General features: G+C 45.2%; 18 protein-coding genes and 1 pseudogene. 1 reads left to right on the top strand and 18 read right to left on the bottom strand.

The window, feature by feature from the left end; genetic code table 11:
- Positions 1-10: 10 nt before the first annotated feature.
- From G519_RS0113480 to G519_RS0113415, 14 genes and pseudogenes are all read right to left on the bottom strand, one after another.
- Positions 11-457, bottom strand: a complete 447-nt coding sequence (locus G519_RS0113480) for a tellurite resistance TerB family protein (protein WP_029195147.1) — start codon at positions 455-457, stop codon at positions 11-13.
- Between the two features lie 202 nt (positions 458-659).
- Positions 660-1,988, bottom strand: a complete 1,329-nt coding sequence (locus tag G519_RS0113475) for an LLM class flavin-dependent oxidoreductase (RefSeq protein ID WP_029195146.1) — start codon at positions 1,986-1,988, stop codon at positions 660-662.
- 22 nt (positions 1,989-2,010) lie between these two features.
- The gene (locus G519_RS0113470; RefSeq protein WP_036632854.1) at positions 2,011-2,541 is read right to left on the bottom strand and encodes a GNAT family N-acetyltransferase; all 531 of its coding nucleotides are present in this window, start codon (positions 2,539-2,541) and stop codon (positions 2,011-2,013) included.
- Positions 2,542-2,591: 50 nt separating this feature from the next.
- Positions 2,592-3,071 carry a DinB family protein gene (locus tag G519_RS0113465; RefSeq protein WP_029195144.1) on the bottom strand — a complete coding sequence of 160 codons (480 nt, stop codon included), beginning with the start codon at positions 3,069-3,071 and terminating at the stop codon, positions 2,592-2,594.
- Entirely contained in the window at positions 3,068-4,261 is a 1,194-nt protein-coding gene (locus tag G519_RS0113460; protein WP_029195143.1) for a M20 peptidase aminoacylase family protein, read from the bottom strand. The genes G519_RS0113465 and G519_RS0113460 overlap by 4 nt, the downstream gene beginning before the upstream one ends.
- Positions 4,262-4,290: 29 nt before the next feature.
- On the bottom strand, positions 4,291-5,301 hold the full coding sequence (locus G519_RS0113455; RefSeq protein WP_029195142.1) for an LLM class flavin-dependent oxidoreductase: 1,011 nt from the start codon (positions 5,299-5,301) through the stop codon (positions 4,291-4,293).
- Positions 5,302-5,328: 27 nt separating this feature from the next.
- The gene (locus G519_RS0113450; RefSeq protein ID WP_029195141.1) at positions 5,329-6,081 is read right to left on the bottom strand and encodes an amino acid ABC transporter ATP-binding protein; all 753 of its coding nucleotides are present in this window, start codon (positions 6,079-6,081) and stop codon (positions 5,329-5,331) included.
- Positions 6,078-6,788 carry an amino acid ABC transporter permease gene (locus tag G519_RS0113445; RefSeq protein WP_029195140.1) on the bottom strand — a complete coding sequence of 237 codons (711 nt, stop codon included), beginning with the start codon at positions 6,786-6,788 and terminating at the stop codon, positions 6,078-6,080. The genes G519_RS0113450 and G519_RS0113445 overlap by 4 nt, the downstream gene beginning before the upstream one ends.
- Positions 6,789-6,790: 2 nt before the next feature.
- Positions 6,791-7,567 carry an amino acid ABC transporter permease gene (locus G519_RS0113440; RefSeq protein ID WP_029195139.1) on the bottom strand — a complete coding sequence of 259 codons (777 nt, stop codon included), beginning with the start codon at positions 7,565-7,567 and terminating at the stop codon, positions 6,791-6,793.
- Between the two features lie 41 nt (positions 7,568-7,608).
- Positions 7,609-8,467, bottom strand: a pseudogene (locus G519_RS42900) (transporter substrate-binding domain-containing protein).
- Between the two features lie 145 nt (positions 8,468-8,612).
- Positions 8,613-9,503 carry a LysR family transcriptional regulator gene (locus G519_RS0113430; RefSeq protein WP_029195138.1) on the bottom strand — a complete coding sequence of 297 codons (891 nt, stop codon included), beginning with the start codon at positions 9,501-9,503 and terminating at the stop codon, positions 8,613-8,615.
- A gap of 183 nt (positions 9,504-9,686) precedes the next feature.
- Positions 9,687-11,270 (bottom strand): sensor domain-containing diguanylate cyclase, encoded by a 1,584-nt coding sequence (locus G519_RS0113425; protein ID WP_051253372.1) that lies wholly within the window; start codon positions 11,268-11,270, stop codon positions 9,687-9,689.
- A 161-nt stretch (positions 11,271-11,431) separates the two neighbouring features.
- Positions 11,432-12,169 (bottom strand): SDR family oxidoreductase, encoded by a 738-nt coding sequence (locus G519_RS0113420; RefSeq protein ID WP_029195136.1) that lies wholly within the window; start codon positions 12,167-12,169, stop codon positions 11,432-11,434.
- Between the two features lie 86 nt (positions 12,170-12,255).
- Entirely contained in the window at positions 12,256-12,513 is a 258-nt protein-coding gene (locus G519_RS0113415; RefSeq protein ID WP_029195135.1) for an Atu4866 domain-containing protein, read from the bottom strand.
- Positions 12,514-12,659: 146 nt separating this feature from the next.
- Between G519_RS0113415 and G519_RS0113410 the strand changes: the two genes are divergently transcribed.
- The gene (locus G519_RS0113410; protein ID WP_029195134.1) at positions 12,660-13,556 is read left to right on the top strand and encodes an AraC family transcriptional regulator; all 897 of its coding nucleotides are present in this window, start codon (positions 12,660-12,662) and stop codon (positions 13,554-13,556) included.
- Here the strand turns inward: G519_RS0113410 and G519_RS0113405 are convergent.
- The 4 genes from G519_RS0113405 to G519_RS0113390 all read right to left on the bottom strand — a co-directional run bounded on the left by G519_RS0113405 (position 13,553) and on the right by G519_RS0113390 (position 16,474).
- Complete coding sequence (locus G519_RS0113405; RefSeq protein WP_029195133.1) at positions 13,553-14,392, bottom strand: hypothetical protein; 840 nt, start codon at positions 14,390-14,392, stop codon at positions 13,553-13,555. The two genes, G519_RS0113410 and G519_RS0113405, sit on opposite strands and share 4 nt — an antisense overlap.
- Positions 14,393-14,529: 137 nt before the next feature.
- Positions 14,530-14,988 carry a hypothetical protein gene (locus G519_RS0113400; protein ID WP_036632853.1) on the bottom strand — a complete coding sequence of 153 codons (459 nt, stop codon included), beginning with the start codon at positions 14,986-14,988 and terminating at the stop codon, positions 14,530-14,532.
- Between the two features lie 81 nt (positions 14,989-15,069).
- The gene (gene rpmG, locus G519_RS0113395) at positions 15,070-15,219 is read right to left on the bottom strand and encodes a 50S ribosomal protein L33 (protein ID WP_029195131.1); all 150 of its coding nucleotides are present in this window, start codon (positions 15,217-15,219) and stop codon (positions 15,070-15,072) included.
- 58 nt (positions 15,220-15,277) lie between these two features.
- Positions 15,278-16,474 carry a GTP-binding protein gene (locus G519_RS0113390; protein WP_029195130.1) on the bottom strand — a complete coding sequence of 399 codons (1,197 nt, stop codon included), beginning with the start codon at positions 16,472-16,474 and terminating at the stop codon, positions 15,278-15,280.
- Between the last annotated feature and the right edge of the window lie 39 nt (positions 16,475-16,513).

Below are 16,513 nucleotides of genomic sequence, written 5' to 3'. Positions count from 1 at the left end.
AAATCGACGATCACAGACTAAATTCGCCAGGATTGAGGTTCAGCGCTGTACAAATATCTCTGACAACCTTCTTCTCTTGTTCATCAAAATCTCCGTCTGCAGCACCAATTGCGCAGCATACCGCAATGATGATTCGTCCAACTTCAGGCTTATTATTAAACTTGGAAATAACTTTAAGCGCCTCTTGCTTGCCTACAATGTTTGAGAACTCAAAATTGCCAGCAAAGTGATTGAAACGAGAGATGACATTACTCACATCGAAAACTTTAAGCTCTTCGCTGCGGCTGATGTAACCAATCATTTTTTCTTTTTCTGTATTACCAATGCTGCCATCAGCTGATGCTACTATCGCACAACCCGCTACAACGGCATCCAGAAAATCTTTGTTTTGAAACTTTTTGACTTGGTCAGACAAGTTTGATTTTGCATTTGAAAACCATGATTTAAACGTACTCATTTCAGCACCACCTATAAGATTTAGTAACACATTTTGACTATAGGCTACATTTTTCTCCACAATAGTCTATGTTCACAGTTTAAACGATTAGACATATGTTTTCAAATATTGGAATTTCGAAGCTGCTTTGGGAAATACTTCAACCTAAACGTCATAAAACCGCCCAAAACGGGCGGTTAAATAGTCCAATATTCCCTAACGATTAGATTGTGGCCTCTACCTTCGTGTAGCGATTAGCAGGAATCGGGACGCCTAAGTTTCCGCGCAGCGTGTCGGACTCATACTCTTTGCGGTATATACCGCGCTTTTGCAGGATTGGCACAACGAGGTCGACAAAATCGTCCAACCCTTTGGGAAGAGCTGCAGCAATAATAAAGCCGTCTGCCGCTTCTTCTTTGAACCAGAGTTCGACACGATCTGCCACTTGTTCAGGTGTTCCCGTAAATTCATTGCGCGGCGTTGCCACGCTAAGCGCCACTTGTCGAAGCGTGAGGTTTTTCTCTTTCGCAGTTTGTTTGATTTTATCCGTACCGCTGCGGAAGCTGTTGCTGCCGAAATCACCGAGATCCGGGAAAGGTTCATCCAATGGATATTGAGAGAAATCGTGGTGCTCAAAGAAGCGCCCTAGAAAATCCAATGCTTTATCAATCGTAACCAAATTAGCAATCTCTTGATATTTGCTTTCCGCTTCTTCTTCCGTGTGTCCGATAATTGGGCTAATCCCAGGAAGAATAACAAGCTGATCGGCTGATCGTCCATAAGCTACCGCTCTGCTTTTAATATCCTGATAATAAGCCTTGGCTTCCTCAATCGTTTCGTGTCCGGCAAATATGGCATCAGCAACTTTAGCCGCGAAAGCCCGCCCATCCTCAGACGCTCCAGCCTGAAAAATAACCGGCTGCCCTTGCTTCGAACGCGCGATATTAAGCGGACCCTGCACGGAGAAAAACTCCCCTTTGTGGTTCAACGTATGCATCTTGCTCGGATCAAAGAATACGCCGCTTTCTTTATCTCGGATGAATGCATCGTCTTCCCAGGAATCCCAAAGCCCACGCGCTACTTCCAAGAACTCATTCGCGATGCGATATCGTTCGGGATGTGTGGGGTGCTGGTCTTTGCTATAATTTCTAGCCGATCCCTCAAGAGGTGAAGTTACGACGTTCCAGCCTGCACGCCCATCACTGATCAGATCAATCGAGCCGAATTGTCTGGACACTGTAAAAGGCTCGCTGTAGGAGGTCGAAAGCGTACCCACAAGACCGATGTTGGTCGTGACAGCAGCCAGCGCCGAAAGAATCGTAATCGGTTCAAACCGATTCAAAAAATGAGGGATCGATTTCTCGGTAATGTACAGACCGTCCGCAATGAAAACCAGATCGAATTTACCGGCTTCAGCTTTCTGAGCCTGCTGTTTATAAAAACCAAAGTTGACGCTGGCGTCCGTAATCGCCTCGGGATGACGCCATCCCGATATGTTTCCACCGACACCATGAATGATAGCTCCAAGCTTCAATTGCTTTTGTTTTGTCATCGTCATCACGTCCTTATGATTATTATTGAAGAATCGCTGCTTCTTTGAGCTGCAGACGGTAGCTCTTAACTAGGTTTTCGCCCTTCTGAATATCCTTATCAAATGCCCGTTCGAAGCCTAAACGCTCATAAAGCTTCACGGCAGATTCCATCATATCGGAAGTATGCAAGTGCAGCGTCGATGCACCCAATTCCAGCGCTCGCCGCGCGCTTTCTTTAATAAGCTCCGTAGCGACTCCCTTGCCTCTAGCTTGTGGGGAAACAGCCAATAAGCGAATAATCGGCGTATGGATATCTAATTCAGGAAGTCCATAGGCAACCTGGGAAGACAGGAACAAGAGGGAGCTGCCCACGATTTCCCCATTGATTTCGGCAATTAGTCGTGCAGAAGGAGCGTCGCCATCTACAGAGGCAAGTATGTTGTCTTTGTACTGCTGCCATCCTTCGGGAGGGAGATCCACTTCGTACTGACTGTAGGCATCAATAAGAAGCTGCCTGATCAGCTCACGGTCTTCCGCAAGGGCTTCACGAATCCGTATCCTATTTGTACTCATTTCCCCCACACCTCTTTCCATCACATATAGGTTTAGTCGGTTTTATATCATTAAAGAGCCGCTGTTTGCTTAGCTTTTTTAATCCGCTCTATTTGGGCAAGATGCACCTGAACATGTGCGGTAAAAGATTGAACGACATCCGTTAATGCTAACGTCTGTCCTTTGAAGTTAACACCCGTTTTCTCCCAATCTTGGGGGGATAATCTTCGCAATAATAAGCTGTTATAGGTCAATAACGCTTGGAAGGCGTCCAAAATATCTACAGCTGCGCCTTCATTCGCCTTGGAACTACTTACCCAAGCATCTTGCCCAAAGGCAGGCAGTTGGACCGTGGATCCAGAGATGATCTCACGAATGCGAAAGGAAACAACAATGTTGTGATCGGTCAAATGAGATAGAACTTCTGTCACACTCCATTTATCCGCGTTCTCCTTCCATGTCAACTGCTCATCCGTAAGTCCGTCAATCGCAGCTCTCAGCTGTTTATTTGTATCTATATAAGGCCCAATATCGATTACAAGTTGACTCATCCTGATACCTCCACTTCGAATTCAGAGCTTATATGCTTAAGAGCTTGCTCCGCTAATATGGCAAAATAATTGGCGCTGATCGGCAGCGTGCGCTCATCGAGATCAAAAGCGGGATGGTGCCACTCCTGCGTACCCGATGTACCCATGAATAAGAAAATACCCGGCACCTTCTTCTGATAGAACGCGAAGTCTTCCCCAGCTAGCGATGGTGTAGGCGTAATGACTTGCAAACCTGCAAGATCCGCTGCTCGCGTTGCTAATTCCGCTAACCCCGCATCGTTCTGCACGGCTGGCGGACCCTTGATCCATCGGACAGATGCCTTCGTTCCATAAGCAGCCCCTACACCATGAACCACTTGATCGAACCTGTTCAGAACTGTGGCTCGAACTTCCTCGTCAAATGTCCTCACCGTTCCATCTAGCACAGCTTTATCCGGAATGACATTCCAAGCGGTTCCACTTTGTATCTTGGTGACGCTTATCACAGCGCTTTGCAGCGCACTCACATTCCGGCTTACAATCGCTTGCAGTGCTGTGACGATATGTGCGCCGGTTACAATCGGATCAATCCCCGCTTCAGGCACCGCAGCATGTGTACCCTTTCCCTCGATTTCAACAACGAAGCCATCTGCAGAAGCCATGAGCGGTCCCGGTTTAATACCGATTGTGCCCACAGGAAGATCGGGTTTGTTATGCATCCCAAATACCGCCTGAACCCCCTCCAAAGCACCGCTTCTGATGACCTGCTCCGCTCCTTGCGCTTTCTCCTCCGCCGGTTGGAAAATGAAGCGAACCGTCCCCCGCAGCTCCTTCTCTTGCTGCTTTAATAAGAAAGCGGCGCCCAGTATGGCTGCGGTATGAAAATCATGTCCGCAAGCATGCATGGTGCCCGGAACCAATGAGGCGTAAGCCAGTCCAGTAGCTTCCTCGACAGGCAAAGCATCAATATCTGCTCGTAGCGCAATAATGGGTCCTTCGTGCAGACCTCCAACTTCCGCGACGAGACCTGTTTTCAGCGGAAAGTTAGCCACTCGGATGCCCGCTTCTTGCAGCCAGCCTCGGATCGATGCGGTGGTTTGAACTTCTTCGTTCGATAATTCCGGATTTTGATGCAGATGGCGCCGAATCGCTATCAGCTTCTGATCAAATGCCGACTGCAATTGTTCCGATAGCGCATCACTCATGCTCATTCCCCCTCTAGAAGACATATGCCTTTTACCTACACAAGCAGCTCCGAGAACGCCTCATTAAGCAATTCAAAGGATCGCAAGCGCTTGGCGAAATCCTTCACCGACGTAGTAACGATGAACTCATCTACTCCGTACGTATGCTGGATGTCCAGCAGCTTTTGGCGGACGGATTCTTTGGTGCCTTTCGTAATCTCCGCCGCTTTCTCTTCTACGGTGAATTTGGCTTGCGTTTGCCGTCCATACTCCTCGGCCTGTTCAAGGGTTCCTACCGTCAAGGTTTTGCCGTTTTCCAAATGGATTTTAACATTTTTATACTCGCCAGCCAGCACGTTGGCCTCTTCTTCTGTGTCAGCTACAATTAAGGACAAAGCCAAGATCGCCTTCGGCTGTCCGCCATATTCTCGATTAAATCCAGTGTGATACGCTTCGAAAGCGGCAGCTGCCACAGCATGATCACCATTAATGAACTGGGCAAATACATAAGGAAGCCCTAATTCAGCAGCTAATTCTGCACTCGCCGCAGAGGCGCCAAGCAGATAGATATCCGCTGGTTGTGTCGGAATCGGAGATACCCGAAGACCGGTAAGCGGATGATCAACATCCAATCGATTATGAACAAATTGTTTGAGTTCCTTCAGCTTCTCTGATAAAGTAGCTGGCTCCGTGATGCCCTGCTGTAGAGCCTTGGTAGATCGAGGAAGCCCGCCTGGCGCCCTTCCGATACCGAGATCTACTCTCCCAGGTGCTAATGAAGCCAGGACATTAAAGTTTTCAGCAACTTTATATGGACTATAATGCTGCAGCATGATGCCGCCAGAGCCAATGCGAATGCGCTCTGTTTTCGCTAATAAATGAGAAATTAGCACTTCGGGCGATGAACCTGCCAATTGATCGGAATCATGATGCTCCGATACCCAAAAGCGGTGATAGTCCAACTTTTCCGCTAATTGTACAAGCTCTACCGTATGCTGCAGCGCGGCTTCCGCATTCTCCCCAGGGAAAATAACGCTTTGATCCAAAATGCTAAGTTTGATCCCCATGTCATCCACTCCGTTCAAGCCGTAAATTTAGATGTTATACGTATACTCCGGCGTAATTCGTTTCAGAAATTGTCTCGTACGCTCTTCCTTCGCATCGCTAAAAATATCCTGAGGCCTTCCTTCTTCCACAATCACACCTTGGTCCATGAAAACAACATGATTCGAAACTTCTCGAGCGAAGCCCATTTCATGCGTAACAACGATCATCGTAATGCCTTCTTTGGCAATTTTCTGAATAACCTCCAGCACCTCGCCAACCAGTTCAGGATCAAGTGCAGAGGTTGGTTCATCGAATAAAATCACTTCTGGATTAAGAGCTAGCGCACGGGCAATACCCACCCTCTGCTGCTGTCCGCCTGACAGTTGGCTTGGATAAGCGTCCAGCTTGCTGCCCAACCCCACTTTCTCCAGCATTTGAATGCTCGTTTGCCGTGCTATATCCTTGGATTGCTTCTGCACAATGACAAGGCCTTCCATCACATTTTCCAGCACCGTCTTATGTTTAAATAGATTGTAATGTTGAAATACCATCGCCGTTTTCTTGCGCAGCGTGTGAATATCCTGTTTGCTCGGGCGCTTGCAATTGATGGTGAAATCCCCAATCGATACTTCACCTTGATTCGGCTTCTCCAAGTAATTGATGCAGCGAAGCAGCGTCGTTTTCCCGGAACCGCTTGGGCCAAGGATACAAACGACTTCTCCTTTTTTAACCGTCAAATTAATACCTTTCAGCACTTCATGCTTGCCGAATGCTTTGGTGATATTCGCCATTTGGATCATCGTACACCACCTCGGTTGTAAATATTTATTCGTTTCTCCAGCAGCTCTGTTATCTTCTCGATCAGAATCGTCACTCCCCAGAACAGGAAAGCCGCGGCAATATAAGATTCAAAAAACTTCCAATTTGTCGTAGCAACGATTTGCGCTTTGGCATTAATTTCAACAACGGATACCGTGAAAGCCAGTGTAGAACCGTGAAGCATACCAATGAGCGAATTGGATAAATTCGGCAAGCTAACGGCCAATGCCTGAGGAAGCACGATGCGCCTTAACGCTTGCGGTGTTGTCATGCCGATGGAATAGGCAGCTTCGATCTGTCCTTTATTCACGGCTAGAATGCCTGATCTTACGACCTCTGCCAAGTAGGCTCCTGCTGTAATCGAAAAGGAAAGAAAGGCGAAACCAATCATTGGAATAGAAGTCGATCGAAAGCTCCACCCGATGGCTGTTGCCAAGGAATCAATAATCACAGGCAATCCGAAATAAATGAGCAGCAAGTGCATCAACATCGGTGTTCCTCGGATGAACGTCACATAGCCGCTTGCGATGTAATGGATAACAGGTACGCGGTATATTCGGATGATAGCCACAGCAGATCCAATCAGAAATCCGAAGAAAACCGATACAATCGTAATTAGCAGCGTAATGGGCAATGCCGAGAGCAGTTGAATAAAGGCGGAACCGATAAACCCTAGATCCAGCTTCATGGTTAATACCCTCCTTTCTCCGTTTGAGCGGATGCAGCCCAAGGTGTCTTAAACAAGCGCCTAAATGTCAACTTCGAATGACGTTGAACAATGGGTTGTTCATGCCGCAGCAGTCTTTTTTCAATATCCAAGAACAGCTTCTCCAGCCCGTAGCAAATGACAAAGTAGATGAGTGATAAACAAATGTAAGTTTCAATAAAATGCTGTGTTGCCGCACCAAGCGTCTGCGCTTTCCCCATTAATTCCATCGCGCCTAACGAAAAGGCTAACGAAGTATCCTTCAAATTGGCGATAAGCAGATTCGCGAAGTTCGGTATCGATATGGCAAGTGCTTGCGGCATGATGATACGTGTAAAGGCTTGGTATCCTGTCATTCCTATCGCATAGGCAGCTTCTACTTGCCCTCGATCCACGGCTTTCACGGCTGCCCGAATGACTTCCGAGATATAAGCTCCGCTATGCAAGCCAAAAGTCAGAATGACGAAGGTCAGGACGGGTGCTTTAGAGACGTCGACATGAATGAGCTTCAACACCTCGGGAAGACCATAATAGATGAGGAACAGTTGGATGAGGATCGGCGTCCCCCGGAAAAATGATACATAGATTTGGGATATCCTTCTTAGCACCGGAACCTCATACAGCCGAGGCAGAGCTATGAGGAATCCGATCATCACACCCAGCAGCATAGAGCAAGCTACAATAAACAATGTGATATGCAGATAAGAGACTAATTTAGGCAAAAAATCAAAGACATAGGTGATATCAAATTGTTGTTCCATTCGGACGATCTCACCTTTCTGTACAGTTCTTTCTTAAAGCATTAATCTTTCTTCGTATAATCTCCGCCGAGCCATTGTGTGCTAAGTTTCGAAAGCGTTCCATCTGCCTTCACAGCCTTCAATGCCACGTCGATTTTATCCGCAAGATCTTGCCCTTCTTTATCATTTTTGCGGAAAAGGAAGCGAACCTCAGCTTCTTCAATAATCGGTCCCACTGCTTTTAATTTGCTTTGCGGATCGACGAGTGGCAGCAAGAAATCCGCCCCTAATGCCCCGTCCGCACGACCTGTTGTAAGCTGACTTACTAAGTCGTTGGCAGCACCGCTTTGGTAAACAATTTTGATCGCGTTATCGTTTGCTTTATTATAATTTTCTAAGCGTAGCTTCGGCACTAGTCGCAGTCGTTAATGCTTTTTTACCTTTCAAATCATCAATGGATTTAATGTTGGTATTGTCTTTGGCCACGATAACTTTTGTTTTCCAGTAGGCATAAGGCTCGTTGTTGAAAAGGTATTTTTGCTCTCTTTCCTTGTTCTTCTCGATTTCGTGGGCTACAAAGTCAATTTTGTTCGTTTCCAAGCTGAGGAGCAGGTTGGCGAAATCCATCGTTTTGAATTCAAATTCGTAATCAGGAAGCCGTTTATCCAGTTCTCTGACAAGCTCGATATCATAACCGGTTAGCTTACCGGCTTGATCAAGGAAAGCAACATTCGGGAATTTGGTACCTGTTCCAACAATGATCTTCTTCACTTTGACAGGCTCCGCCCCGGCAGCTGCAGCAGCCCTCGTACTTTCAGCGGCCGCCTTTGGCGATGCGATAGTTTCTGTATTTTTCGCTCCGCAGCCTGCTGCGACCAAAGCCAAAGTTAGTGTTGTTCCAAGGATTGTTAATTTTCTCATCTGTGTACCCTCCATTTTTTTAGGCTGAAAAATTAAACTTATAATTCCTACGTGTTTTGTATGAATTAATGTTAGAATTAATTTATCATCAAGTTTCACAACTGGATAATAGAGTTTTTCTATATGCATATATAAGAATCTGATATTACCCTTTCGTTCGGCCCCATAATCCTTTGCAAATATCCAACATACTGTTGAAAAACAACGTATTCTCCCCATTTAGCGTAATCAAGTTCGTCTGCAAGGCAATGCCTGCTGTCTCTGGAAAGTCAATTGGAAACAGCTTATTGTCCTTAACTTCCTGACAAGCACTAAGCCCAGGCAAGAAAGCGATACCCGCCCGCTGTAGAACCAGCTTCTTGGCTGTTTCGGAGTTATCCGTCTGGATCTGGATGTTTGGCGACTCCTTCAAACTCTCAAACACACGGTGAATGCGCATCCAGTCTAGGGAGCCGCACTCAAAGAAAATAAGAGCCTGACGTCCGATATCTTGGATCGTTAAGTTCTCTTTCCCAATAAAGGGATGCCCTTCATAAACATAGAGCCGAATAGGGTCTTCATAAAATTTCGCTGACAAAAGACTTGGATGGGTGATTCCACGCACAAAGCTGATATCCACATCCCGGTTCAGAACCTTGTTGACGAGATCATCCGTAATTCCAGTCGTTAGTTTAAAATTGATTTCCGGGAATTTATGCTTCATCTTAGGGATGATTGCTGGCATCATGTAATTAGATACAGATACCGTACAGCCGATTCGCAGCTCATTAGGCAGCGCCTTTTTTTGCTTAAGATGGATTTTACCCTTCTGAAAGGTTTGCAATAATTGCTGCGCGTAAGGGAGAAACTTCCTGCCATCATCTGTTAAATGAACTTGCTTGCCAATTCGATCAAAGAGTTGACAGTCTAATTCCCGTTCTAACGATTGAATTCTAGCCGTTACCGAGGGCTGGGAAAGGAATAATACTTCCGATGCCTTGTTAAAGCTGCCGTAATGGATGACATACACGAACGCTTCTATATTCTCAATATTCATCGTAGTGCCCCTCCAGATAACCTAAAAGATATAATTATGATTATTCCAATAAACTAAGTCGGATTTAAATATTTTCATAACTATAAGCTATCTACCAATTGCTGTCAATATCAGAAATCCGGTTTAAACAAAAAAACCTTAGCTCATGCCGCAAATTCTTGCGGGTGAACTAAGGTCTTTGGACTATGTATACTTAGGATCGTAAACGACGGTACAATTTCGCCCTTTTCCTTTGGCAAAATAAAGCGCTTGATCCGCATGCTCAAGCACTTCCAGTGCTGTCATACCGTCTGTTGGGAATGAGGACACACCTAGAGATACCGTAATGGGTTGACCTATTGGGCTTATTGTCATTTCCAGCTTATTACGGATTTTCTCTGCATACAGATAAGCATCATCTTTCGTCACATGGGGCAGCAGAACAACGAATTCCTCTCCGCCAAACCGATAGTAGTATTCGTTCTCACTTGCCATTGCGAGTAAAAGCTTTCCTAAATATTTCAGAACCGTATCTCCTACAAGATGCCCGTGCGTATCATTAATCACTTTGAAATGATCAGTATCAAGTACGATGAGTGAAAAATCAAGGCCTTCTTCCAACCAATCGAGCATTTGTGTTTCCATGCTCCTTCGGTTGGCAAGCCCCGTTAAATTATCCGTTTGAGCTTCCAATTCGTATTGATTCGCTTTCTTTTGCAAAGCGTCGATCGTGATTAACATCGTTTTGTACAAATGATAGGCTTCATATGTATTCGTTCTTACCTTCGGCAGATCTGCGATTTGCTTGCCATTCAAGATTTTATTGGCGGTCGCAGCCAATCGGGCTAAGGGAAGTGTCAACTTCTTGGCCAACCATGCTGTTATTAGAAGGATGAGAAGTAGAAATGGAAATGAATATAAAATTGCATTTTGGATCAAACCCATCGACTTTTCATTTATCTCTTCCAGCGGTGATTGCACAACGATTCCCCACCCATTGGCAGGTACATAAGAGTATCCAGCAAGCATTGGCACGCCTAATGTATTCACGCCTTTTTCCTTGCCGCTTTGACCACTAATGAGCTTGGCTACTCCTGGATTGGCACTTACATTCTCACCTAATCGATTGTGATCCGGATGATAAATGAGATTGCCGGCCCCATCGACCACATAGATATATGACCCCGATGATGAGTAGCTGTTGGAACCGAATATATCATTTAAAACATTATTTTCTCGTAAATAAATAGTGCCTCCTAAAGAACCTAGATACCCGCCTGCGGAATTAAATATGGGAGTTGTCATTAATACAATAAGCCTATTCGTTACAGATTCATAAGGTGCTGAGATTGCAGGCTTTCGCTGCTCAATCGCATCTAAAACGGCTTTCGATGTCAGCTTTTTGCTAGTGAGACCTACCGAAACAGGAGAAACAGCTAAGACATTCCCATTGGCGTCACTGACCAATTGTGAGTTAAAGTAATTGCTACTTCCTGTTACCAAATCCAATTGCGCTTGGATAGAATCTTGTATTTGCTCACTCCTCCCGAGGTGCTCAGAGGTCACTTTCAAGCTATTCTCCATCGCTTTGAAAAGGGAGTTCATGGTCACGCTCATTTTTTTTGCACTTTCGTAATTAAGCTCTAGTGTCGTTTCATACAAGGAATCTCGTTCTGCTTTAAACGAAGCAGCTATTTGAATGATAGATATGATCGAAATCGATATAAGCATCAATAGGGTTATAATATGAACAAGTCGTATCCGCGGAGCAGCTTCGGTTGTTCTCATACTCCTCATCTCCTTAAATAGATAGTTACGAGTCGTTTCGACATCTTTCGACAGATCTCCTTCAATTTTAATGCCAAGCATACAATTGAAAAAAGCACAAAATTCGTAAATGAATTTCGTGCTTCTTATTTCGATTAATGACAATGGAATAGAAAATTCTCTTAGAAAAGGCTTGACGTTGGCCGTACAATGATCTCACTCACATCGACGTCGGCAGGCTGCTCAATTGCGTACAGTATTGCTCGGGAAATAGCAGACGCTGGGATGGATACCCGTCGAAATTCCTTCATTTCCTCTCGGCCTTTTTCATCGGAAATAGTTTCAGCAAGTTCTGATTCCGTAACTCCTGGTGATACTAGTGTCACACGAATGTCGCCGCCTACCTCCTGGCGCAGTCCTTCGGAAATAGCACGGACAGCGAATTTAGTAGCACAATACACAGCCGCAGTCGGTGAAACTGTATAAGCGCCAATAGAAGCGATGTTAATGAACTGACCAAAACCTTGTTTCTTCATAATTGGGAGTCCGGCAGCGATACCGTGGAGAACACCGCGAATGTTCACATCGATCATACGGTCCCATTCATCGAGCTTCAGTGCTTCAAGTGGTGAGAGAGGCATAACCCCAGCGTTATTCAGAATAACATCGACACGTCCAAATGTGCTTTGTGCAAAGCCTATGAACTCTTCCATTTGCTCTCTTTTGGTCACATCAAGCGGCTGGTATTCAACTCTTCCTCCCTCTGAACGTATTTCAGACGCAAGAGCTTCCAATCTATCTGTGCGCCTGGCACCTAATACGACAATGGCCCCATTTTGGGCAAGATGACGTGCAGTAGCTTCACCAATACCACTGCTTGCACCTGTAATGACTACAACTTTTCCTGAGATGTTCGACATGTTTTTTCCCCTTTGAATTTTATATTTATTAATGGCCAACATTTGCTTCAAATGATGACAAGAAAATGAATCTTAGATGACCAAGCTTACTTTTCTTCGCGATACAAAACCATGCCTGCGTGGTACAGAATGCCATCTCGATAATCACCATCAGCCGTAAATCCTGTGTCGTCCACGTACTCGATATGGTTACCTTCGATCCTATAGCGACCTCTGTATGCACTTTTGTTATTGCCGCGACCTTCATCATAACGGCCGTTAGGTAAAAGCTCATGACGGATATACCCATCCTTAGTGACCCACATACCGACATAGGATTGCTCCGCGTTCATTTGTTTTTCCATGTCATTTCCTCCTTGTCTTCTTGGTTCTTTTTTATTATGCAGCGATCAGGACTTGATGAGGTATCCCATTACTGGTAAGTTCTTGCCTAATCCTCTGAGTCATCATAGAATTGAGCTATCCAAGACAAGTAAAGGAAGGATTTCCTATGGACGATAAAGGTACCCAGCATCAACAAGAACTCGCATTGCTCATTGAGCGATTTGCTGAAGCAGATGGCGTTCATTCTACTGCCATTCCTCTGCTGCATTTCATTCGCGCATCAAGTAAAGGAGAGCCTATATATTCACTGCATGAGCCAGCCTTGTGCATCGTTGCTCAAGGATCTAAGCTAGTTATGCTCGCACAGGAGAACTATCAATATGACCCATCTCACTATCTCGTTGTTTCTGTGGATTTGCCAATTGCCGGCCAGATCATAGAGGCGTCTCCACATTCCCCTTACTTGTGTTTGCGATTAGATTTTGATCGGAATCTGATTCTCGACATTATCAGCAAGTCTGATCAGGAATGGATTAAAAAAGGAGATTCACAGCGAGGCTTATTTGTAAGTAAAACCAATTCATTGCTTCTTGAAGCTGTATTACGACTTGTTCGTCTATTAGATACACCGAAAGATATTCCTGTTCTTGCACCATTGATGATTCGAGAAATTCTTTACCGCGTTCTAAATAATGAACAAGGAAACCGTTTAAAACAGATTGCCCTGCTCGGTAGTCAAACTGAACGTATCGCTAAAGTAATTAGCTTAATTAAACAAGCTTTTGCTGAGCCATTACGTATCGAACAATTAGCGACGGCAGTTAATATGAGTGCTTCATCCCTGCATCATCACTTTAAAGAAGTTACAGCCATGAGTCCTTTGCAATATCAAAAACAACTAAGGTTGCAAGAGGCCCGTCGCCTTATGCTTTCAGAATCAGCGGATGCAGCAAATGCTGGATTCCAGGTAGGTTATGAGAGTCCATCTCAATTCAGTCGCGAATACGCCCGAATGTTCGGCCTTCCGCCTATAAGCGAAATTAAACGGTTTCGTGGTAACTAAACCTTCCAGTTCAATACCGTTTCCAGCATGGATGTCAGATGCTTCACGCGGTGCAGATCAGGTTTTGCTTTTACGATAATAAAGTCATCCCTAATCTGCTGGATATAATCAATCCGTAAGCGTTCTAGCTGCTCCTCTGTTATAACGTACAGATACTCTAGGACTGATTCGTACGTATGATACCATTCACTGTTCTCCAAGAACGTGAAGGATGAACGTTGGTACCACTCTTTTACATAACTCTTCAATGCCGCTGTAATGGTATCATCGTTCCCTGACAATGCGTAAAGTCGATCAGAGGACAGTAGGTTTCTGTACTTTATCATACTATTATCAGGGAACGAATTAGGAAGAGCATAAAATTGAATGACGTGGTCCAAAATTTCAATATAGGTATGGGTTCCAGCCAGTTTCGGATGAAATTGACACTTAACCGCGGCATGGGCAATGCTTTTCAGCAGGTGGAGTGCTTCTGCGGCTTCCTTTCTATCAGGCGAGCCTTGAAAAAACAATCCTTGCTTCCCCGTACGAATTTCAGCCCGATCTATTGCATCATGCAGGGCATCTTCAAATTGATCTTTGCTGTACGGTGCCCACTGATCCATATGGTCTATAAGTTCCACACTCATGCCAAACTCCCTACGGATAATGCTCAGCAGGTTAATCCCGCCGCTGCCGTTAACTACAGCAAATATATCGTGTAAAAACCTTTCTAAGTTTTTCGCCTTTTTCGTGGCCCCCATAATTTCATGGGGAATCGTATAGATGGTCTCAGCCTCTTTTTGCTCGAGCTCGGTAATAAGCTGCTTCATCTCTAAGAGTAATGGATGCTCCATTCTTAAATCCTCCACGTATTATTTACTACTAGATAGTTCCCCCTCCAACACCTTTTTATCATGTTCAGACCATTCAGGAAAAACAAAAAAGGCTTACTCCGACATTAGGAGAAAGCCTTACTGTACGTATTCGCTGCCTAAAACTCAAAGGACTCAGCGCATTGCTGGATCATCTGACAAAAGGAACGATTATGGCCTATGTAAAAGGATGAAAGATCGTATCGGTTCCTTGCGGGTTCGAAGGAGATCAACACACGATGCCTCATGCGCTTCATGGTCAATTGGACAAATTGCTCGGCTCGCTCAGAGGCTATGATCGTGAGATAAGCATATAAGGAATGGTCTTCTGGTTCGTCAAGTGGACTTACACCAGCACATGAGAATTCAGTCGCTATTTGCTTCTGCTGAAGTAACACCAAGGCTGGAAACAATTCTGCATCCACGTTGATATGTCCGAGAAGTTTGGTCTTCTTAGCATGCTTGTGCTGTTTCTCGCGTGCTGTCCAATGCACTAATTCCTGCTCACGGCGGCGCCACTGAGCATCTGTGTGATGACTTAGAATGACTTCGCTTTCCTCAGGGGTATTCAAACTCATCAAACCCATCAGCCTCCTTTGGGATAATCCATTCGTTAAAGAAGAAAACCCGGACAAGTAAGCCCGGACTTTCTACGTTTATTAACGTGTTTCACGATGAAGCGTGTGACGCTTCAGACGTGGACAATACTTTTTCAGCTCCAAACGAGAGGTTTGGGTTCTTTTATTCTTCGTCGTTGTATAGTTTCTGTCACCCGTTTCCGTACACGCTAATGTAATAATGACTCTCATGCAGTTCACCTCCTATCATACATCATTTCTGAATTTATTGCGGCAAAGGACAGGCTTCTTAAAACTCCATTATGGCATTCGGCAGCTCATCCTCGAAACGGTTCCAATCTCCTTGCATTTCGGCATCCGTCAACAAGCAGGCATCCAATGAAGCGACGATACCCGCTCGGTCCATCTCTATGCCGATGAATACAACCTTGTTCATGCGATCCCCATAGGTATCATCCCAGTGCTTGATTTGATCCGCGTCTTCTTCTAGAACAGTTTCTCTTTCACCATCTGGCAGCGCCGCCACCCAATACCCTGCTGGACCGAAGCGAATAGAAGGACCTGCTTGGCTTAAGTTCTGGGCATGATCGTTACGCGTTGCAAGCCACATGATCCCTTTGGCTCGAATGATCTCAGCCGGCCAATCTTCCATCCAGCTCATCAGCCGCGAAGGCTCGAATGGACGAATTCTTTCGTAGACAAAAGAGGAAATGCCATATTCTTCGGTTTCTGGTGTATGTGTTTCCTTCTCCATTTCCCGCATCCAACCTGCGGACGTACTAGCTTCATCGAAATTAAACAAATGAGTGTTCAAAATATCCGCTGGAGCAACCTTCCCGTGAATCGAGCGAATGAATTTGGCTCTAGGTTGTAATGTGCGCAGTACGCCCTCTAGCTCAGTCAGTTCATCTTCTTCCAGCATGTCGCATTTGTTCAAAATCAGGACATCACAGAACTCAATTTGGTCTATCAGAAGATCTACAACTTCGCGTGTATCATCTTCACCCACAGCTTGACTGCGTTCTAGCAGCGTCTCTCCCGAGGAGTAGTCTGTCCAGAACCGATAAGCGTCTACGACGGTGCCCATCGTGTCGAGTCGGCAAAATTGTGTAAGATCAATCCCCTGCTCTTCATCCAAATATGTGAATGTTTGCGCAACCGGTAACGGTTCACCTACACCCGTTGATTCAATCAGGATATAATCAAATTTATCCTCTTTAGCAAGCCGCTCTACTTCCTTCAAAAGGTCTTCACGCAATGTGCAGCAGATGCAGCCATTGGACATTTCAACCAAGCTCTCATTCGTGCGGGAAAGCCCATTGCCTTCTCTAATCAGCTCTGCGTCAATGTTGACCTCACTTAAATCGTTGACAATAACCGCAACTTTTAAGCCATCACGATTATGTAGGATGTGGTTTAATAACGTTGTTTTGCCTACTCCCAAATAACCGCTTAAGACGGTTACAGGTATTTTACGATCAACCAATGTGATAACCTCTTTCAATTCGTAAATTTTACGGATTTG

Source organism: Paenibacillus alginolyticus DSM 5050 = NBRC 15375, from assembly GCF_000422905.1.
Lineage (GTDB): Bacteria > Bacillota > Bacilli > Paenibacillales > NBRC-103111 > Paenibacillus_E > Paenibacillus_E alginolyticus.
Note: the sequence above shows the minus strand (reverse complement) of the source record. Positions and strands in the feature narration are given on the sequence as shown.